At 67.8% G+C, this 19,086-nt stretch carries 22 protein-coding genes and 2 pseudogenes; 14 read left to right on the top strand and 10 right to left on the bottom strand.

What is annotated here, in order from left to right:
• The 3 genes and pseudogenes from BM199_RS32415 to BM199_RS32410 all read left to right on the top strand — a co-directional run.
• Window positions 1-185: pseudogene (locus BM199_RS32415) on the top strand (IS701 family transposase); the annotation flags it as partial.
• On the top strand, window positions 182-346 hold the full coding sequence (locus BM199_RS34150) for a hypothetical protein (RefSeq protein WP_177242661.1): 165 nt from the start codon (window positions 182-184) through the stop codon (window positions 344-346). The pseudogene BM199_RS32415 and the gene BM199_RS34150, both read left to right, overlap by 4 nt.
• Before the next feature lie 204 nt (window positions 347-550).
• Window positions 551-1,813 carry an IS256 family transposase gene (locus BM199_RS32410; RefSeq protein ID WP_091679885.1) on the top strand — a complete coding sequence of 421 codons (1,263 nt, stop codon included), beginning with the start codon at window positions 551-553 and terminating at the stop codon, window positions 1,811-1,813.
• 27 nt (window positions 1,814-1,840) lie between these two features.
• Here BM199_RS32410 and BM199_RS34345 read toward each other — a convergent pair whose 3' ends face one another.
• The 5 genes from BM199_RS34345 to BM199_RS32390 all read right to left on the bottom strand — a co-directional run bounded on the left by BM199_RS34345 (window position 1,841) and on the right by BM199_RS32390 (window position 6,202).
• Window positions 1,841-2,194 carry a DUF6114 domain-containing protein gene (locus BM199_RS34345; RefSeq protein WP_218160488.1) on the bottom strand — a complete coding sequence of 118 codons (354 nt, stop codon included), beginning with the start codon at window positions 2,192-2,194 and terminating at the stop codon, window positions 1,841-1,843.
• Between the two features lie 165 nt (window positions 2,195-2,359).
• On the bottom strand, window positions 2,360-2,533 hold the full coding sequence (locus BM199_RS34135) for a hypothetical protein (RefSeq protein ID WP_157376274.1): 174 nt from the start codon (window positions 2,531-2,533) through the stop codon (window positions 2,360-2,362).
• Between the two features lie 221 nt (window positions 2,534-2,754).
• The gene (locus BM199_RS32400) at window positions 2,755-4,215 is read right to left on the bottom strand and encodes a cytochrome P450 (protein WP_091679883.1); all 1,461 of its coding nucleotides are present in this window, start codon (window positions 4,213-4,215) and stop codon (window positions 2,755-2,757) included.
• 11 nt (window positions 4,216-4,226) lie between these two features.
• Entirely contained in the window at window positions 4,227-5,273 is a 1,047-nt protein-coding gene (locus BM199_RS32395; RefSeq protein WP_051172181.1) for an LLM class flavin-dependent oxidoreductase, read from the bottom strand.
• Complete coding sequence (locus tag BM199_RS32390) at window positions 5,270-6,202, bottom strand: SDR family oxidoreductase (RefSeq protein WP_063697638.1); 933 nt, start codon at window positions 6,200-6,202, stop codon at window positions 5,270-5,272. Before BM199_RS32390 ends, BM199_RS32395 begins: the two co-directional genes overlap by 4 nt.
• Window positions 6,203-6,291: 89 nt before the next feature.
• On the opposite strand from BM199_RS32390, the gene BM199_RS32385 reads away from it, so the two are divergent.
• The 5 genes from BM199_RS32385 (at window position 6,292) to BM199_RS32365 (ending at window position 10,185) form a co-directional block, all read left to right on the top strand.
• A complete protein-coding gene (locus tag BM199_RS32385; protein WP_043832444.1) occupies window positions 6,292-6,909 on the top strand; it encodes a TetR/AcrR family transcriptional regulator in 618 nt (205 codons plus the stop codon).
• A 105-nt stretch (window positions 6,910-7,014) separates the two neighbouring features.
• Window positions 7,015-7,512 (top strand): PaaI family thioesterase, encoded by a 498-nt coding sequence (locus BM199_RS32380; RefSeq protein ID WP_043832442.1) that lies wholly within the window; start codon window positions 7,015-7,017, stop codon window positions 7,510-7,512.
• A gap of 88 nt (window positions 7,513-7,600) precedes the next feature.
• Window positions 7,601-8,746, top strand: coding sequence for an acyl-CoA dehydrogenase family protein (locus BM199_RS32375; RefSeq protein WP_043832439.1), 1,146 nt, complete (start codon window positions 7,601-7,603; stop codon window positions 8,744-8,746).
• Between the two features lie 18 nt (window positions 8,747-8,764).
• Window positions 8,765-9,061, top strand: coding sequence for a hypothetical protein (locus BM199_RS32370; RefSeq protein ID WP_091679880.1), 297 nt, complete (start codon window positions 8,765-8,767; stop codon window positions 9,059-9,061).
• Window positions 9,062-9,090: 29 nt separating this feature from the next.
• Entirely contained in the window at window positions 9,091-10,185 is a 1,095-nt protein-coding gene (locus BM199_RS32365; RefSeq protein WP_043832437.1) for a BtrH N-terminal domain-containing protein, read from the top strand.
• A 65-nt stretch (window positions 10,186-10,250) separates the two neighbouring features.
• Here the strand turns inward: BM199_RS32365 and BM199_RS32360 are convergent, their stop codons facing one another.
• The 5 genes from BM199_RS32360 to BM199_RS32340 all read right to left on the bottom strand — a co-directional run bounded on the left by BM199_RS32360 (window position 10,251) and on the right by BM199_RS32340 (window position 15,568).
• Entirely contained in the window at window positions 10,251-10,880 is a 630-nt protein-coding gene (locus BM199_RS32360) for a TetR/AcrR family transcriptional regulator (protein WP_043832435.1), read from the bottom strand.
• Window position 10,881: 1 nt separating this feature from the next.
• Window positions 10,882-12,096: an NAD(P)/FAD-dependent oxidoreductase gene (locus BM199_RS32355; RefSeq protein WP_043832433.1), complete on the bottom strand. Its 1,215-nt coding sequence runs from the start codon at window positions 12,094-12,096 to the stop codon at window positions 10,882-10,884.
• A gap of 2 nt (window positions 12,097-12,098) precedes the next feature.
• Window positions 12,099-12,290: a ferredoxin gene (locus tag BM199_RS32350; RefSeq protein WP_043832431.1), complete on the bottom strand. Its 192-nt coding sequence runs from the start codon at window positions 12,288-12,290 to the stop codon at window positions 12,099-12,101.
• Window positions 12,290-13,687, bottom strand: a complete 1,398-nt coding sequence (locus tag BM199_RS32345) for a fatty acid desaturase (protein ID WP_043832429.1) — start codon at window positions 13,685-13,687, stop codon at window positions 12,290-12,292. Before BM199_RS32345 ends, BM199_RS32350 begins: the two co-directional genes overlap by 1 nt.
• A 1,008-nt stretch (window positions 13,688-14,695) precedes the next feature.
• Window positions 14,696-15,568, bottom strand: a complete 873-nt coding sequence (locus BM199_RS32340; RefSeq protein ID WP_043832427.1) for an alpha/beta fold hydrolase — start codon at window positions 15,566-15,568, stop codon at window positions 14,696-14,698.
• 193 nt (window positions 15,569-15,761) lie between these two features.
• On the opposite strand from BM199_RS32340, the gene BM199_RS32335 reads away from it, so the two are divergent.
• The 6 genes and pseudogenes from BM199_RS32335 (at window position 15,762) to BM199_RS34850 (ending at window position 19,086) form a co-directional block, all read left to right on the top strand.
• Window positions 15,762-16,412 carry a TetR/AcrR family transcriptional regulator gene (locus BM199_RS32335; protein ID WP_170160675.1) on the top strand — a complete coding sequence of 217 codons (651 nt, stop codon included), beginning with the start codon at window positions 15,762-15,764 and terminating at the stop codon, window positions 16,410-16,412.
• A 142-nt stretch (window positions 16,413-16,554) separates the two neighbouring features.
• A complete protein-coding gene (locus BM199_RS32330; protein ID WP_143101993.1) occupies window positions 16,555-17,190 on the top strand; it encodes a DUF6230 family protein in 636 nt (211 codons plus the stop codon).
• The gene (locus BM199_RS32325) at window positions 17,190-17,609 is read left to right on the top strand and encodes a DUF6114 domain-containing protein (RefSeq protein WP_051172179.1); all 420 of its coding nucleotides are present in this window, start codon (window positions 17,190-17,192) and stop codon (window positions 17,607-17,609) included. The genes BM199_RS32330 and BM199_RS32325 overlap by 1 nt, the downstream gene beginning before the upstream one ends.
• A 132-nt stretch (window positions 17,610-17,741) precedes the next feature.
• Window positions 17,742-17,906 (top strand): annotated as a pseudogene (locus tag BM199_RS34130) (DUF6114 domain-containing protein); the annotation flags it as partial.
• A gap of 282 nt (window positions 17,907-18,188) precedes the next feature.
• Window positions 18,189-18,584 carry a transposase gene (locus tag BM199_RS34855; RefSeq protein WP_228714306.1) on the top strand — a complete coding sequence of 132 codons (396 nt, stop codon included), beginning with the start codon at window positions 18,189-18,191 and terminating at the stop codon, window positions 18,582-18,584.
• Window positions 18,585-18,624: 40 nt separating this feature from the next.
• Window positions 18,625-19,086 (top strand): transposase, encoded by a 462-nt coding sequence (locus BM199_RS34850; protein ID WP_233520242.1) that lies wholly within the window; start codon window positions 18,625-18,627, stop codon window positions 19,084-19,086.

Raw genomic sequence — 19,086 nt, 5'->3', positions numbered from 1 at the left:
CGCGCTGGCGGATCGAAGAGTGTTTCCAGCAGGCCAAGAACGAAGCCGGACTGGATCACTACCAGGTCCGGTCCTGGCGGGCGTGGTACGCCCACATCACCCTGTCGATGCTCGCCCACGCCTGGCTCGCCGTCGCCAAATCCCTTGCCATAAAAGGGGAATCGGTATCGCCGAACCAGACATGATCAGCTTTACACTACCGGAGATCCGGCGCCTGCTCACCAAGCTGGTCCTGCGTGTCGCCGACGCCGCCGAACACATCTGGTCCTGGTCACGCTTCCGCCGCCGACGACAACACCAAGCCCGCCTCAGCCACTACAAACGCCGCGGCTACCCACTTCCTTAACTGCCGTTGCAGTATTAGGCCGTCCGAGCAGGTTCGTTCCACGTACCGACGCTGCACTCGAACGTGCGGTAGTAACCCTGCGGTTGCACGATGGGGGACTGTGTCGTGAGCGGTGTTTCCGGCCCGACACGCCGGGGGTGAAATCCGGCGGGATGGGTACGGACAGTGATGGCATCCGATGCTGTGAGCGCGGATCAGAGGAAGATGAGGAAGTCGGAGCGGGAGCGGTCGGCCGAGCAGGCTGCCGCGGCGGCGATGGTGGCGCAGGCGCGGGAACGTGGCCTGTCGCTCACTGGACCGGACGGGCTGTTGAAGCTGTTCACCAAGAACGTTCTGGAAGCGGCGCTGAACGAGGAGATGACCGAGCATCTCGGGCACGCGAAGAATCGTGCCGATTCGAATCGTGATTCGGCGAATGTGCGGAATGGGGCCCGGGGGAAGACGGTGGTTTCGGACGCGGCTGGAGAGGTGAACATCGTGGTTCCCCGGGATCGGGAATCGACTTTCGAGCCGAAGATCGTGAAGAAACGTCAGCGTCGACTGACTGACGTGGACGAGATCGTGTTGTCGTTGTATGCGAAGGGGTTGACCACGGGCGAAATTTCGGCGCATTTCGCCGAGATTTACGGCGCGTCGGTGTCGAAGGAGACGGTGTCTCGGATTACCGACAAGGTGATCGAGGAGATGCAGGACTGGGCAAGCCGTCCACTGGAGCCGGTCTACGCCGCGGTGTTCGTGGACGCGATCGTGGTCAAGGTGCGGGACGGCCAGGTCGCCAACCGGCCGTTCTACGCCGCGATCGGCGTCACCACCGACGGCCGCAAGGACGTGCTCGGATTGTGGGCCGGTACCGGCGGCGAGGGCGCCAAGTTCTGGATGAGTGTGCTGGTGGATCTCAAGAACCGCGGCGTTAAGGACGTGTTCTTCCTGGTTTGTGACGGCCTCAAGGGGTTACCGGAGGTGGTGGAGCAGGTGTGGCCACAAACGATCGTCCAGACGTGCGTTCTGCATTTAATTCGTAATTCGTTTCGGCTGACTTCCCGGAAATACACGGACGCGTTGAAACGCGACCTGAAAGAAATCTACACGGCACCCAACGCCGACGCCGCCGCAACGGCACTGGACGAACTGGACGAGAAATGGTCGAAGAAATACCCAGCCATGGTTCGACTCTGGCGTAACGCCTGGACCGAATTCGTTCCTTTTCTGGACTACGATATCGAGATCAGGAGGATGATCTGCTCGACGAACGCGATCGAGTCGTTGAACGCACGCTACCGGCGCGCGATCCGGGCACGTGGGCACTTCACCACCGAGCAAGCGGCGATGAAGTGCTTGTATCTTGTGACCCGCAGCCTCGACCCCACAGGGACCGGGGCGGCACGATGGATGATGCGTTGGAAGCCAGTGATCAACGCGTTCTCCATCACCTTCGGTGACCGCTGGCCGGTGACCGAGACCTACTAATCGACACCGCCGGAAACACCGTTCGCGTTACGGACCCTCCCGCGGGATGCCGAGCAGGAGGCCGCACAGGTTGGTGTAGAGGAACGAGGCCAGAGGCGTCAGGACGAGCGCGACGCCGAGCGGTGCGTGGTGTTGGGGCTGGGTCCAGAGCAACACACCGAGGACGATCATTCCGCCCCCGAGTAGGAATCCGGTCAAGCCCGCGGTGCCGGGCAGTGCGAAGACGGTGTACTGGTTGGGGGTAGCAGCATGATCGTGGTACCCGCCACGATGGCCAGCAGTCCTGCGAAGACGGGCGCCGACGGCGCCATTGCCGCCACCAGGCCCCCGGCGTTGCGCATGCCCGTACTGTGCCGAAGGAGACAGCTGGCGGTGACCCATCGCAGGTTGGCAAGCATGTGGCGCCGCGGTTCAGGGCGAGACTGTGCCCGGCAGCGTCCGGGCCGTTGATCTCTTCGATGGCCACTGTAGATCCTCGGTGCGCAGGTCGGGGCTCCTGGCTTGGTAGCTATCCGCAAGATAAACGGACCCACGGGGTTGTCTACTTTACTGGGAAGCGCAGACGCCTTTGGCGCGCAACTGCTGCAGGCCGACCACGACCACGGGCCGGGTGTGTCCGTCGCGGGGCGGAAGAACTGTGGGTAGGTTCCATACCCGTGTGCGGAACACCTCGTCCAGGGCGATCTTGATGCGTTGCTGGCCCCGCACGACTGCAGACACCGGCAGCACTCCCAGCATCATCAGTGCCATCACGAGGGGTGGCGGGGGCGAGCAGGCCGATGAAGCATCGCCACCGGATGCGGCTGCTGCAGGAGTCGGGGGAGGGCACGCTGGCGCGGTGCTCGGCTCATGGTGCGTTCATCGCTGTGTGCCTCCGTGGTCGCGGGCCCGGCCTCGGGGATCATCGGTGTCCTTGCGGTTCGGCTGGCGCGGTGCGTGGGTCAACGGGGGGTGAGGTGCACGGGCAGTCCGTCGGCGGGCACGGGGAGGGAGGTGTTATCCCACCGAATGCGGTAGCCATCGGGGACGCTCCAGCGGTAGCTGCGCAACATCTCGTGCAGGATGGCTTTGACCTCCAGAGTGCCGAAGTGCATGCCGATGCATTTGTGCACGCCGCCGCCGAAGGGGATCCAGGCGAAGCGGTGGGTTTGGTCTTCGCGGCGGTCCGCGGCGAAGCGGTCGGGGTCGAAGGTGTCGGGCTCGGTCCAGCATTCGGGTACGAAGTGGTTGATGGCTGGGGCGAGGGCGACGAGGGTGTCGGCGGGCAGGTAGTGGCCCAGGAGGTCGGTGTCGGTGACGGTCTTGCGCATCACCAGGGGCACGGGGGCGAGCAGCCGGAGGGCTTCCTTGATGATCCGGTCGAGGGTGTCCAGGCTTTCCAGGGCGTCGATGTCGGGCGGGGCGTCGCCGAGGGCGAGGGATTCCTGCCGGGCGCGGTCTTGCCATTCGGGATGGGTGGCGAGGTAGTAGGCGGCCGCGGTGGTGGTGATGGTGGAGGTGTCGTGTGCGGCCATCATCAGAAAGATCATGTGGTTGATGACGTCGTCGTCGCTGAACCGCTCGCCCTCCGGAGTGGTGGCGTGGCACAGCGCGGCGAAGAGGTCCTCGCTCGTGCTGGCGCGGGCGGCGGGTAGGTGCTGGGCGAAGTAGTCTTCCAGTACCCGGCGGCCGCGCACGCCGGCGCGCCAGCGAGTGCCGGGCAGCGGGGCGCGCACGAGCGCGCTGGCGGCGCGCACGGTGGCCACGAAGGCCTGGTTGATCTGCTCGGTGTCGGTCGAGCCGCCGCGGCCGCCCATGAACACCTGGGTCGCGATGTCTAGAGTGAGGTGTTTGAGTAGCCAGTACAACCGCACCGGACGGTCGGTGGGCCAGGTGGGCACGCTAGCGCGCACGCAGGGCGCGACCTGCTGGGTGTAGCCGGCCAGGCGGTCACGGGTGAAGGCCTGCTGCATGATGCGGCGGTGCATCTTGTGCTCGTCGAAGTCGAGCAGCATCAGCCCGCGGTGGAAGAACTGGTCGATCAGAAATGCCCACCCGGCCTGGGAAAAGGCCTTGTCTTTGTTGGTCAGCACCAGCTGGGTCGCCTCCGGGCCGGCCACGGTGGCGATGCGGGTGCCGAACGCGCCCATCCAGGTGACCGGGCCGTAGCGTTCGTAGCGTTCGCGGCCGAAGTCGGTGCCGAATCGGATGTAGTCGAGCAGATGCCCCACCACGGGGGCGCCGTAGTCGCCGCGGACCGGTCGCAGGCCGCTGCCTGCGGGCGGGGTGGCCAGGTCGGTGGCGGGCCAGCGGCGGCTGAACCGGCGCCACGCCTCGTCGACCGCCTGGGGTGCGGGGGCCACCAGTACCGACGATAGGCGCTGTCGGGCGGCCTGGGTGGTGCGTTCAACGATGGGGACCATGGCGGCTCTCCTTATTTGGTGGGTGTGCAGGTCAGTGGGGCGAAGGCATCCAGGACGGCGGTGGTGGCCGACCGGCCGGCGAAGGAGGGTGGATACAGCAGGGTCTGCTCGTACAGGCCCGCCCACCGCGTGGTGAACTGGGTGCGGACCTGCTCAGGCGTGCCGGCCACGGCGATGGTGTCGATCATCCGGTCCGACACTGCGGCCACCATCGCCTCCAGGTCACCGGCGCGGCGGGCGGCGCGGATGGCCGCGGCCTCGTCGGTGAAGTCGTGCAGGGCGAGGATGGCGTCGTAGGTTTTCACCGAGGCATAGAACGCGATCTGGGCCGCGGCGAGTCGGCGGGCGTGGTTTTCGTCGGGATCCACCGCGCAGATCACATAGCCGGCGACCGGCACCGCCCCGGTGCGGCCGGCGCGGTCGGCACCGGCCTGCAGCGCGGGCCGCACCGTGTGGCGCAGGTACTCGGGGGTAAACAAGGGATGGCCCACCAGCCCGTCGGCCACCGCCCCGGCGGCGCGCACCATGCGCGCGTTCACCCCGGCCAGATACACCGGGATCGCCCGCCGCGTGGGGGCCGCGACGGGCGCGGTCGGGACCACGTGGGTGCGGTAGAACCGGCCCTCGTGCCGCACCGGAGCTTCATCCAGCCGCCACAGCCGGCGCAACAGCGGCACCAGCTCCTCCATCCGGGGCGCGGGATGCTCACCGGACAAGCCGTGCCAGTCCTGCTGCATGCGCCGTGTTCCCGTCCCCAGCCCCAGGATCAGCCGCCCGCCGCAGACCGCGTCCAGATCCCGCGCCTCGGCGGCCAGCACCAGCGGGGTCCGGCCCAACCCGTAGGCGATCCCGGTGCCCACCGTGATCGTCTCGGTCACCGCGGCCATCGCCGCCGCGGCCACCACGGCCGAACGGTCGTAGAACTCCGCCGCCCAGGCCGACTCGAACCCGGCCTGTTCCGCGTGGGCGGCCAGGGCCGCCACCTCGTGGACGTCGTGGCCGGCGCACACCAGCGACACCCCTCGCTGCGTCGCCGTGGTGCTCGGGTCGCTCGTCATGAGGGTTGCGCTCCCGCCGCCTGCTGATTGGCCAGCGCGTCCGGGCTGGCCAGTGCGTCGTGCCCGCGCTCGGGCACAGCGCGGGCCTCGTAACCGGCCCGGGCAGCCGGGTCAGCACCGGCCAGGACCCGATCCGCTCCGGAGACCCGCATCAGGACATCGGCCAGCGCGCGCGGCACCAGCTCCAGCAGCCGGTTGACCGCCCCCAGCCACCGGGGCACGTACACAGCGAACCGCGGCCGGCGCACCGCGCCCACGATCGCGTCGGCCACCTGCTGCGCGGTCACCGGCCGCACCAGCGGGGACCCACCCAGACCGGTGGCCAGTTCGGTCCGCACCACCGTGGGCATCACACACGACACCGCCACCCCGGTGCCCCGCAGTTCCGCGCGCAACGCCTCCGACAAGCCCACGACACCGTGTTTGGTGGCGCAATACGTGGCCGCCCCAGCGAAGCCCACCTTGCCCGCCTGCGAGGCCACATTGACGATGTGCCCCCGCCCGCGCGGCCGCATCCGGCGCACGGCCTGCTGGCTGCCATGGATCACCGCGTGCAGATTGAGCTCCACCTGCCGGGCCGTCACCGATCCCGGCTCCTCACCCAGCGGCCCCAGCGGCATGATCCCGGCATTGTTGATCAGTACATCCAGCGGGCCGCACGTCGACTCGACCTGGTCAAGGAACGCCGTGAAGGCCTCCCCATCGGTGACATCCACCTGCCACCCGCGCACCGTCGGGTGCTGACTCAGCCACTGTCCTGTGGGGAGATCGAGGTCTGCGACGGCCACCGTCGCCCCGGCTGTGGCGAGCGTGTGCGCGGTCGCGGCCCCGATGCCTCGCGATCCCCCGGTGATGGCCACGACCACACCGCGCAGCGGCCGCGCGGTCCGCTCCCGGCGCCCTCGAGCCCCGTTGACCTGCTGTGCCACTGGTATCGCCTCCGCTGCCGATCGCTCCGACTTCTGACAGGAACCACGGTCAGAATGATTCTGACAGGAGAGTATGTCAAGATGGGGGCATGTCGGTGCCGAAGCGAAGCTATCGGGGTATCAGCGCCCAGCAGCGCCGCGACCAGCGGCGCGAGCAACTGTTGGCGGCCGGGTTGGATTTGCTGGGCACCCACGGGTGGCGGCAGACCACGATGACCGCGGTCTGCACGCGAGCCGGGCTGACCGAGCGCTACTTCTACGAGAGCTTTGCCCACCGGGATGAGCTGCTGCTGGCGGTGCTGGACCGGATCGCGTCGCAGATCCGGGACGTGGGGCTGCGCGCTCTGGCCGAGACGGAGGGCGACCCCCAGATGAAAGCCAAAGCGGCGATCGGCGCGTTCGTCGACCTGCTCACCGGCGACCCGCGCATCGGGCGCGTGGCCATGCTGGAATCCGCCGCCGAGCCGCTGCGCGCGCGGCGGCACGAACTGCTGCGCGAGTTCGCCCAGCTGATCGCCACCCAAGCCCGCACCCTCTACGGCGACGATGCGCTCCCGCCACCCCACGACCAGATCGCCGGTCTGCTGCTCACCGGCGGCCTCGCCGAACTACTCATGGCCTGGCTGACCGGGGAACTCCCCGCCAGCCGCCAGGACATCATCGACATCGGCGCAGCCCATTTCGCCGCGACGACACAGCGGCACTAGACCAGCGGCGTGACGGTGGCCACAACCCGTTTCTTAAACCCCCAGTATCACAGCGAGACTACTAGTCTCGCATTCACCGATGGCGCAAAGGAGGGGGGCACCGCGATGGCCGACTCGACGCTCACTTCGCTGCCGCCGCACCATCCACGGTGCCTGGGGTGCGGGCCGGACAACCCGGCGGGTCTGCACCTGGCCGTCTCCCGCGACGGGGACAGCGTGGTCACCGACGTCACCTTCGACGCGCGGCATCGCGGCGCCCCGGGCCTGGCACACGGTGGCGCGATCTCGGCGGCCTGCGACGACCTGTTCGGGTTCGTCCTCTACGTCGTGGAAGAGATGGCCGTCACGCGGAGGTTGACCGTCGACTATCTCGCGCCGGTGCCGCTGGGCCAGCCGCACCGCATCACCGCAGGCCTGCAGCGGCGGCACGGCCGGCGACTCCACCTGGAGGCCACCGGCACCGGCCACGACGGCATCACCCGGTTCACCGCCGAGGCCCTGTTCGTCGTCGTCGACCACAACCACTTCGCCCCGCACGGCCTTGAAGCCGACGTCCAGGCCATGTTCACCCGGCACCAACCACACGACCGCAAGGACCGCTGAGGGCGAACCTCTGTCGTCCCGCACGTCGGCGCCGGGTTCGAGATATGCCCAAGCCCGGAAACCACCACGACTCGGAGGGAGACACGCTATGGCTGAGTACCGCAGCCGGTGGAACACCGATGATGTTGAAGAGTTCCGTGATCTGGCCCGTCAGTTCTGCCGGAAAGAACTGGCCCCGAACCAGCAGCGCTGGGCCGAGCAGAAAAGTGTCGACCGGGACCTCTGGACCACCGCCGGGCAGGTGGGGTTGCTGTGCTTGTCCATCCCGGAGGACTACGGTGGAGGCGGCGGTTCGTTCGCGCACGAGGCCGTACTGCTGGAAGAGCAGGCCGCCAGTGGCGACAGCTGCTGGGGCGTGGGGCTGCACAACGCGATCGTGGCGCACTACATCCTCGCCTACGGCACCGAGGACCAGAAGCAGGCATGGCTGCCCAAACTCGCCTCCGGCGAATGGGTGGGTGCCATCGCCATGACCGAGCCGGGGACCGGCTCGGACCTGCAGAATGTGACGACGAAGGCGATCCGTGACGGCGACAGCTACGTGATCAACGGCGCGAAGACCTTCATCACCAACGGCGGCCAGGCCGACCTGGCGATCGTGGTGACCAAGACCGATCCGTCCCGGGGCGCCGACGGCATTTCGCTGGTCGTGGTGGAATCCGGCCGCGCGGGGTTCCGTCGCGGCCGTGTGCTGGACAAGATCGGCCTGCACGGGCAGGACACCGCCGAGTTGTTCTTCGACGACGTCCGCGTCCCGGCCTCCAACCTCCTCGGCACCGCCGAGGGCCAGGGTTTCGGCCAGCTGATGCAGCAACTCCCGCAGGAGCGGCTGCTCATCGGCATCACCTCGGTCGCCGCCCTGGAAGCGGCTCTGCTCGACACACTCACCTACACCAGGAACCGCCAGGCCTTCGGCAGGGAGATCTTCTCCTTTCAGAACACCAGGTTCACCCTTGCCGAGGCCGCAACCGAGGCCCGGGTCTGCCGCGTGTTCCTCGACGACTGCATCAGCCGCCACCTCGACGGCGGCCTCGACGTGGCCACCGCCGCCATGCTCAAGTGGTGGTGCAGCGACCGAGCCATGCACGTGATCGACAACTGTCTCCAACTCCACGGCGGCTACGGCTACATGAGCGAGTACCGCATCGCCCGCGCCTGGACCGACCAGCGCGTACAGAAGATCTACGGCGGCACCAACGAGATCATGAAGGAAATCATCGCCCGCACCCTGTAGCTCGAAGGACCCGTCACCATGCCATCCGGCTGTCGCACCACGTCGCGGTGCCGGAGACGTCGAGGTGGGGCAGGGCGTTGGCGACATCTACGTCCGGTCAACGACGCCGCCCAGGGAATCGGGGCCGCAATCGCGATCGCCGGCAGTCTGCTCGCCAGCAGCTACCGCACCCACCTCGGTGCCACCACCGCCACGCTGCCGACCCAGGTGCGCGGCGGTGCCACCGACTCCCTGTCCAAGGCAGTGCACCGCACCGTCATCGCCACGATCCCGCTGACCCTGTGGGCACCCGCATACCACTCACACATCGCATAGACCGCCCGCGATTAGTACAGGAGCCACCCGTGACTGACCAGCAGCACATCACTGACTACCCGCACGAGTTGGCCGGGCACTGCGGCTCCGGGGCGCTGCGCGACCTGCTGCACTGGGCCGGTTTGTCTTACGAGTCCACACCCCTCGACGAGGGCACCATCTTCGGTCTCGGCGGCGCGCTCGGCTTCACCTACCTGCGCCATCCGGCTATGACCCCACCGATCTACCTGGTCGGCCGCGGCCCCGACCTCACCGTCGACTTCACCCGCCGTCTCGGAATCACCGCCACCCACGACACCACCGACGACCCCGACGAAGGCTGGGCCTGGGTCCGCGACGAACTTGACCAGGGCTACCCCGTGTTGTGCTGGGCCGACATCGCCGAACTCCCCTACCTGCGGGTCCGGCTGAGCATGAGCCGCCACGACATCGTCATCGTCGGCTACAACGACGACAGCCACACCGCCACCGTCGTCGACAATGACCGCCCCGACCCGCAACACGTCCCCTACGATGCGCTCGCCCGCGCTCGGGCGTCCACCGGCTTTCCCACCCCTACCCGGCACACCACCTACCGGCTGCGCTACCCCACCCAGCTGCCGCCCCTCGCCGACGTCACCGCTGACGCCTGCCACGCGGCCGCCCGAGCTCTGCGCGACCCCGAACCAATGTTTGACAGCATTACCCACGGCACTCCAGGTCTGGTGGAGGGACACGGTGTGGACGGCGTAGCTACCTTCGTCGACGACCTCAGCCGCTGGCCCGAACTGTTCTCCTCCGACCAGCTCGACACCACGCTGTTCGCCCTGGCCGCCTTCATCGAGAAAGCCGGGACCGGCGGAGGCCTGTTCCGCCGACTGCAAGCCGACTACCTCAGCTACCTGGCCCGCCGCACACAGCTGTCGACCGCTCGGCAAGCCGCCGACACCTACACCCGACTCGCCCGCCTGTGGAGCGACCTCGCCGCCATCGCCACCAGCAAAACCGACGCGCTCACCCGCATCCACACCATCCACGCCGCCGCCCGCCACTTGCCCGCACTGGAGCAACGCGCCGCGGACGACCTCCAGATCCTCGCCCGCGACCTCACCGCGGGAGACACCAACGGCGCGGACCCTGGCTAGCCGGGGAGCGCGCGAGAGAGCGTACTCGGCGAAACGGCCGGTCCACCGCGTCAGCCCCGCCCGCGTCAGCCGTAGCGCAGGGGCTTCCGGGAGGGCTGGTCAAGCACGCGGGAGGCCAGCCAGGCGAGACCGTCCGCGGTGTGCGCTGGGGTCTGCGAGGGTTGCATGACGTGGCTGAGGACTGTCCGGACGATCGCGTCGACCACCACACCGATCTGCTCAACTGTGAGCCCTGGCCGGTAGGACGCCACGCGGTGTGTGAGCATTGCTTTGGTCCGGGTGATCAGGGTGCCCGCCTGTGTGGTCAGCAGTGGGAGTAGTTCGGTGTCCGTGCCATGGGTGGCGGAGGCGATCGCGCGGAGCAGGAGATTGTCGGCGGCGAGTTCCAGCACGTTACGCACCGCGGCATAGATCGCCTCGACGAGGTCGGTTGGGTGGCGGTCGAAGGCGTCGCCGACGACGGTGAGGAACCGGTCCAGCTCGTGGGCGACCATGGCGTCGGCCAGCGCGGCCTTGGACCCAATCTCGTTGTAGACGGTCTGGCGGCTGACGCCGACGTGTTCGGCCAGCCGCGCCATGGTGACCGCCGACCAGCCGGTGCGAGCTGTCAACTCGATCGCCGCGGCGATGATCGGCTGCCGGTACTGGCCGCCCACGGCGGACGCGGCTGAGAGAGTCCCGCCCATGGCCGCCATCCTAGGCGACCGCCCCGGTGGTGGCCGCGAACGCGACCGCTTCCGCCCACGACCCCCGGGCGGCGATGCGCCGCCGGTACTTCATGATCTCGCGCGGCCGGTCCACGGTGAGCGCGCCGACGATCCGGTCGCCGCGCCGGTACAGCGCCGTGAACCCGGCCTCGGCCGGCACGGCGACCACCACCTCCTCGGCGCGTGAAGTGCCGACGAACTGGATGCGGTGGCCGTACCAGTCGGACCAGAAGTAAGGCACTGCCGCCAGTGGGCGCGCGGCGGCCGGGTCGAGGGCGTGTCGGGCGGCGGCCGCTCCCTGCTCGGCGGCGTTCGTCCAGTGCTCTAGTCGCATCGACTCGTCGTCGAACAGCGGGTTGACCACATGGGCCACGTCGCCCGCCGCGTACACACCCGATAGGCCGGTTGACAGGGTGGCGTCGCAGACCACGCCGCGGTCACGCTCGTGCAACGGCACGCCGCTGCCCTCGAGCCAGCGGGTGGCCGGGTAGACCCCGGTACCGGCCACGACGAGGTCCGCGGGCAGGACCTCCCCGGTGGACAACCGCACCCCGGTCACCACGCCATCCGCCGCCTCCAGCCGCATGACCTGGGTGGACAACCGCAGGTCAGTGCCCGCCGCGCGGTGCAGGTCGGCGCAGACGGAGCCAACCTGCCGCCCGACCGAGCGGACGAGTGGCAGGTCCAGCGTCTCGACGACCGTGACCGGCAAGCCCCGCTTGCGTGCCGCGGAGGCGACCTCCGAACCGATGAAGCCGGCGCCGATCACGACGGTGCGCGCGCCCCGATCCAACCCGGCGCGTACCGCGGCGGCGTCCTGCGCCGTCCGCAAGGTGTGGACTCCGGCGCAGCCATCGGAGCCGGGGAACCGCCGTGCCGTGGCGCCGGTCGCGAGCACCAACGCCTCGTAGCGCACCATCGTGCCGGACACCGACACTTCCCGAACCTCGGTGTCGAGCCCGTCCGCAGGTGCTCCCAGCATCAGCTCGACACCGAGGTCCTCGCGCAACTCAGTCTCGCTGCGGAAGGGCTCCACACTGGCGGGGCCGTCCGGGTCGAGGAACGCCTTCGACAGCGGTGGCCGGTCGTAGGGCAGCTGTTCCTCCGCGCCGATCAGCACAATCCGGCCGTCGTAGCCGACGCGGCGCGCGGACTCCACCGCGCGCAGCCCAGCCAGCGAAGCGCCGACCACCACGAGTGTCACGGTCAGTCCCTCAGCTTCAACGCGAGCACCGGACAGGCGTCGACCGCAGCGGTGAGGTCCTGCCGGTGTTCCTCGTCTGGGTGTTCCTCGTGCACGACGACCCTGCCGTCATCGCCCACCTCGAAGAAGTCGGGCGCCATCGCCTCGCACATACCGAGGCCCTCGCACCTGTCCCGGTCGGCTTCAATCCGCATCACGCGCTCACCCGCCCCGGGGCCACGAAGTCGACCTTCTCCCGGACGCCGCAATCCGGGCAGCACCAGGAGTCCGGGATCGCCGACCACGGCGTGCCCGCAGGGAACCCCTCGCGCGGGTCGCCGAGCTTCTCGTCGTAGACATAGCCGCAGCCGGGGCACATCCCGCCGTCCGTCGCGTCACCTCCGGCGTCGGCGGCGACGACTTCGGGCGCGTCGGTGGCGCCATACCGGACGAGTACCTTCGCCCGCTTGCCCGGCTGGATGTTGGCGCGGCTGATGTCGCCGTCGAAGTGGGCGACCACGCGCGGGTCCATCACCCGGCGCCACAGCGGCGGGATGAGCGCCAACACGATCATCCCGGCGTACCCGGTGGGCAATACCGGCGACTCGGCGAAGTCGCGCAGTGTCTGGTATCGGCGGGTGGGGTTGGCGTGGTGGTCGCTGTGCCGCTGCAGGTGGTAGAGCAGGACGTTCGTGGCGATGTTGTTGGAGTTCCAGCTGTGACTGGGATCGACCCGCTCGTAGCGGCGCCGCTTAGGCGTGCCCACCTGCTGGCGCAGCATCCCGTAGTGCTCCATGTAATTCACGATCTCCAGCAGCGAGAACCCGATCACCGCCTGGATCAGCAGGTAGGGAACAATGCCGACGCCCAGCCACGCGATCATCGCGGTCCACAGCACGGCCGACATCAGCCACGCGTTGAGCACGTCGTTGCCGATCCGGAACGGGTGCTGCCCACGACGTGCGTAGCGGTTACGCTCCAGCTCCCAGGCCGACTTCAACGAACCGAAGACGGTACGCGGCCAGAATCGGTAGAAGCTTTCCCCCACGCGGCTGCTCGCCGGGTCCTCCGGAGTCGCCACGCGCACGTGGTGGCCGCGGTTGTGCTCGATGTAAAAGTGCCCATAGAAACTCTGCGCCAGCGCGATCTTCGACAACCACCGCTCATGGCTCTCCTTCTTGTGCCCGAGCTCGTGCGCGGTGTTGATACCGATCCCGCCGATACACCCGATCGTGGCGGCCAGGCCGATCTTGTCCACGACAGACAGCTCTCCCCGCGCGATCAGCCAGAACGCGAAAATGAACGCCGCGTACTGGATAGGCAGGAACAAGTAGGTGATCCAGCGGTAGTAGCGGTCGTTCTCGAGTTGCTCGATAACATCGTCGGGCGGATTGCTGCGGTCCAGGCCGGCGACCAAGTCGATCGCCGGGACCACGAGCAGGATCACGATCGGACCGATCCAGAACCACACGCCCCAGCCGGTCACCGCGTGCATCGCGATCGCCAGGAACGCCAGTGACGGCACCACCAGGCCGATCAGCCACAGGTAGCGCTTGCGGTCAGTCCACTGCTGCGTCGAGCCAGCGGGCACCGTTGCCTTCTTACCGCTCATCTCACCCTCCTCAGCTAGTTGACAAAACCGTACAACACGTACAGCACCCTTGACAAGATTGGAGATTGTGTAAAAATACTGCCAGCGTCGCGCAGGTCCCGGGCGAACCTACTGAACTGAGACACCTCCCCAGCACGACGACCGCCGCGTTCGAAATGGGCGTGAATCCAGGCGCGTTACGGACGGAGGCGGCGCCCAAGCTGGCCAGCTTGGGCGGCCATCGTCGCGGGAGAGGACCGCAGGTCTGGGACCATGGAACGTCTACTGCGTCGGTACCGTCGTCTCCGCCCGCACGGGGACGTTTGTTCTCGGTCACTGTGGTGGCTAATGCCGTGGTCCAGGCTGCCATCGTCGGGCGTCAGCGAACACGCTGGAACCCGGTGCGGCGCCCTCCGACGCCGTAGCCAATCCCGCGACACCCAGGGTCAGATCTTTGATGCCGAGGTCTGCCGAGACCACCTACACGCCTTCGCCGACCTCGTCGACGGCCCGCTGACCCACTTGCCTTGCGGTCACATCGACACCAACGCCGCCTGGGCGGCCTGCGCCGCGCCCTGTCACAAGCTGCTGTGCGGGGCAGGTTCGCTGACCAGCGCGTCCACGTCGGAACTGCGGGCGACCCGACGGGCGAGTTCTCATCGGCGGCCGACGCGGCCTGACCGCACACCCGGTGTGTCCGTGAAACTGGGGCAAGCTCACTGATTACCGCAATCAAAGCCGCAGCCGCGTAGATGGCTGGTGCGGGGTGTACCGGGACGGCGAATTGAACCCGGCGGGCGGGATCGAAGGTGCAGTGGCACCACGGAGTCAAGCGGCGATTGGAGAACTTCATCGGCCCGCGTGTTATCTCCAGGTCGCTGCCGAAAGACGTGGTAGGAGCCCTATGGCGAGCTGAGCGGACGTTGGGCGCGGCTGGTTCAAACAGGTGCTGGCGGGGTCGCTACTCGGCGGGTTGACGATGTCCTGCTCGCCTTGGTGGGCGGCTCGGGTGGGCGACGATCGGTCGTGTCACGTGTCGGGAGTGGCTGGGAGGTGGTTGAGGTAGTCGAGCAGGGCAGTGGTAAAGAAGTCGTTGTCGTCGCCGACGATCATGTGGCCGGTGTTGGCGATGGTCATGCTGCTGGCGGTGGGGATGCGATCGAGGAGGTGCTCGACGGAGCCTTGGTCGATGACGTCGGACAGTTCGCCGCGGATGAGCAGGGTGGGTGCGGTGATCTGGTGCGCCGCGTCATCGATTTGGCGCAGGGTGTCGGTGAACGCAGCGGGATCGGCCATGAACTGGAGAAGTTGGGGATCCCAGTGCCAGTACCAGCGCCCGTCGCGATGTTTGCGGAGGTTCTTGCGCAGCCCGCGGGTGCTGCCGGGCGTGGTTCGATGCGGGTTGTAGTCCGCGAGCGCGGCGGCGGCGTCGTCGAGGGTGGCGAATCCCTCGCGGTGTTGACCCATGAATCTGAGGATGCGTTCGGCGCCGGTGGTGTTCATCTGCGGGGCGATGTCGACCATGACCAGGGCGCGGCCGAGGTCGTGGTGCGCTTGGGCGACCAGGGCGGTGAGGCCGCCCATGGAGGCTCCGACGAGCACGGGCCTGTCCTCGCACGTTCGGCCGATGTGGGTGAGGTCGTCGACGAGGTGCTCGAGGGTGTAGCCGTCGGGGCAGGCCCAGTCGCTGTCGCCATGGCCTCGGGCGTCGAGGGTCAGCGCGGACCAGCCGTCGGCGGCGAGGCGGGCGGCGGTGCGCTGCCAGGATTTGCGGGTCTGTCCGACGCCGTGGAGCAGGATGGCAGTGCCGCGCGGGTGGGTGCTCGTGTCCGGTGTCCAGTGGTCGCCGGCGAGAGTGATGCCTTTGCACTGGTAGTGGACGGTGGTGGGGCCAGTGGTCACGGGCTGAACCTCTTCTGGGTGTTGTCTCGCGCGAACTGTCGACCGCTCGGGCTGTGCGGCGCGGCAGACCACGCGGTTTAAGACTGACAGTATCGGTCCTAGACTATTAGTTAACAGGCCAGATGTGGGGACTGTGTGACGATCAATTACACGAACTCAACGGCTGCTGGCTGTAGGAGAGAGAGGGGACTCGATGTCGGCCAACGCCGCGATGCCCGCCCAGCCGGAGCCCGGGAATGCTGCCCAGGACCCCCGGCCCGCGCGTTCTCGCGCGCTGCTGATCGACGCGGCCACCCGGTTACTGACCGAGGGCGGTATCGACGCGGTCACCATCGACGCAGTGACACGCGTCGCCAGCGTTTCTCGCGCAACCCTCTACCGGCACTTCGGCACCGGCACCGAGTTGTTGGCGGCCGCGTTCGAGCAACTCCTACCGCCGGTGCCGCCCGCCCCGGAGAGCGGGACACTGCGCGAGCGGCTGCTCGCGCTGCTGGCCAAGCAGGCCGCGCTGATCGAGCACGCTCCGCTGCACCTGACGCTGCTGTCGTGGCTGGGCTTGAGCATGCCCACGGCCGGACCCGTCGACAACGTCGACAACGGTGAGCCCGAGAGCGACCGGCCGCGACTGCATACGTTGAAGCGCCGACTCATCGCCCAGTACCGCGAGCCGTTCGACGCCGTCCTGTCCAGCGCCGGCCTGCGCGAGGTCATCGACACCGATCAGGCGCTAGCGCAGCTGATCGGCCCGCTCATCTTCAACCGGCTGGTCACCGGACGAGCCAGCGGCACGACGTTCTGTGCCCGGATCATCGACGACTTCCTCGCCGCCCACACCGTGAGCTGACCGAACCGCGCGAGCCGGGACTGTGCGTTATTGTCGCCGGCGCGAGACTGCTAGTCTCGGTACAGGACTCCTAGTCTTATTGAGTCGCGTGCCGCATCGAAGGCTCCGGCCGGTGAGCACGCCGCAAAGAAGGTGGTCGGTCATGGCAACGGTGTCGAGGCATGCAGCCGACTCGGGTGCGAGCGTTGGGGGCGGACGGACCCGGTGGCGCCGCTTCGTGGGACTGCTGACGCCGGCATTGATCGTGGTGGTGCTGATGGTCGGCGGGATGATCAACGGTGTGCTGCCGATCTCCATCGCGGCGGAGGGTCAACGCCGTATCAAGATCGAAATCGATGAGATGTCGGCGACCGGCTACGGGACTTTTCCTCAGTTCTTCGAAACCCAGGACGGCCGCAAGCACACCGTCGTGGTCGTCGGGCTCTCCGGTGTCCGCGCGACCGGGCTGTGCGGCTCGGGCAAGGCGCGAACCCCCTTCGGAGACTATGTGCTGCGGGTCGAGACCAGAGGCGATCAGCGACTGCAGGCCGATGACGTCAAGTTCGCTATCGAGAACATCGACGGCGCTGACCTGGCCGGGGGCACCCTCACGTTGAACCGCCACGACACCGCGCCTGACGGCACGCCGGTGGACTCCGGGCACGAGGGAACGCTCCCGATCACCGCGCGGTCGGTGCTGCTGGACCTGCACGCCGACGTCCGCTGGGTCACCACCAGCGGGCTGAAACTGTCCGCGGTCGACCTGACCGCCGGGACCGACGTCAAGGAGTGCTTCTAGTGGAGCTGTCCTGGGGTCGTTGGTGGGCGGCCTCGGTTCGGTGGCGGCGGGGCCGACCGTTCTGGGGTGGCGTGGTCACTCTGGCCGGTGGGCTGATCATCCTGCTGTTACCCGCCAACCAGTTCACCGTGCTGGCGCTGCCCGGTGTCGCGGGGCTGGCCGGGTTCCTGCTCGGTGGGCTGATCGCGGCCATGGGCCCGCTGCTGTGGTTTCTCCCCGAGCAGCGAGTCATGCTCGGCATCGCAATCGTCCTGCTCGCCCTCGCCTCATTCGTCTATTCCAACCTCGGCGGCTTCCTGATCGGCATGCTGCTGAGCATTATCGGCGGCAGCCTCGGGTTCGCCTGGACCCCCAGCGCGACGAAACGACCAACACCGCCGCACCCACGACCCTCTCCGACCCCGAGGCCCCGCTCCTGACGGGACCGTAACGCGAGCTGCACCTCTCTGTGTCAAGCGGCTGGTGTCAGAGAGGGAACCAACTTGTTGAATCTGGGCAGAGATCGTGGTCTGCAGCCATGATCTTTGAGGCTGTGATTCGGATTCCTACTCGGGGGCGGAATGATCGCCCTCGGTGTGTTGCTCTGGACCCAGCCCCAACACCACGCACCGCTCGGCGTCGCGCTCGTCCTGACGGCTCTGGCCTCGTTCCTCTACACCAACCTGGGCGGCTTCCTGCTCGGCATGCCCGCCGCTGGCGTTGCTGCTGTCGGTTGAGTCAGCGGGTCATCGTCATGGCCGCCACCATCACTCCTGAGTGGAAGGGGGTGATGACATGACCGATGATGCAGAGAAGCGGCACCTGTCCAATCCGCTGGGCGCGGACAGTGTCCATCGGATCGGCCGCTACACCTACGAACGGGCTCGCGATTCCTGAGAGTGGACGACGGGGGTGTACCTGATTCACGGCTACGAACCGGGCGAGATCGAGCCAAGTACGCAGTTGCTGCTAGGGCGTGTCTGACAATGGTGTTGGCGGGTGGTTGAGATGCTGTTCGGGTGTCGCGGTTCCAGTTGCTTTCAGATGATCAGTGGGCGTTGATCGAGGACCTGCTTCCGGTGCGTACCGGCAAGCAGGGCCGACCGTTCTCGGATGCGAGGTCGATGGTCGAAGGGATCATTTACCGGTATCGGTGCGGGATCGCGTGGCGGGATGTGCCTGCGGTATTCGGCCCGTGGCAGACGATCTGGACCTGGCACCGCCGGATGGCCGGTGACGGCACCTGGGACACCGTGTTGCAACGTCTGCTGACTGCTGCGGACTCGGCCGGCCTGGTGGAGTGGTCGGTGTCGGTGGATTCCACGATCGCGCGTGCGCATCAGCACGCCACCAACATCACCCGCCCCACAGGGGGCTGGGTCGAACTACACGGATCTGCACAACGAGCCGCCTGATCACGCGATCGGCCGCTCTCGTGGCGGCTGGAGCACCAAAGTGCACCATCTCGTCGACGGGAACGGCCGCCCGCTGGTGACGTTAGTCGGGCCCGGCCAGGCCGGGGACGCGCCGATGTTTCCGCATCTGATGCGGCAACTGCGTGTCGCTCGCCTCGGACGTGGTCGAGCTCGGACCCGGCCCGACCGTGTCCGCGGCGACAAGGCTTATTCCTCGAGAGCGATCCGGGGGCATTTGCGCGATCGCGGCATCACGGCGGTGATCCCCGAGCCGGCCGACCAGGCCGGGCACCGCACCCGCCGCGGTTCCCGCGGCGGCCGTCCGCCCACCCTCGACGCGGTCGATTATCGCGGCCGCAACGTTGTCGAACGGCGCATCGCCCTGCTCAAACAATGGCGTGGCCTGGCAACTCGCTACGACAAACTCGCCATCGTCTATCGCTGCGCGGTCGTTCTCCACGCCGTCATCACTTGGACCAAGACATTGTCAGACACGCCCTAG

The sequence above is a fragment of the Amycolatopsis marina genome (assembly GCF_900111885.1).
In the GTDB taxonomy this organism is placed as follows: Bacteria; Actinomycetota; Actinomycetes; order Mycobacteriales; family Pseudonocardiaceae; genus Amycolatopsis; species Amycolatopsis marina.
Note: the sequence above shows the minus strand (reverse complement) of the source record. Positions and strands in the feature narration are given on the sequence as shown.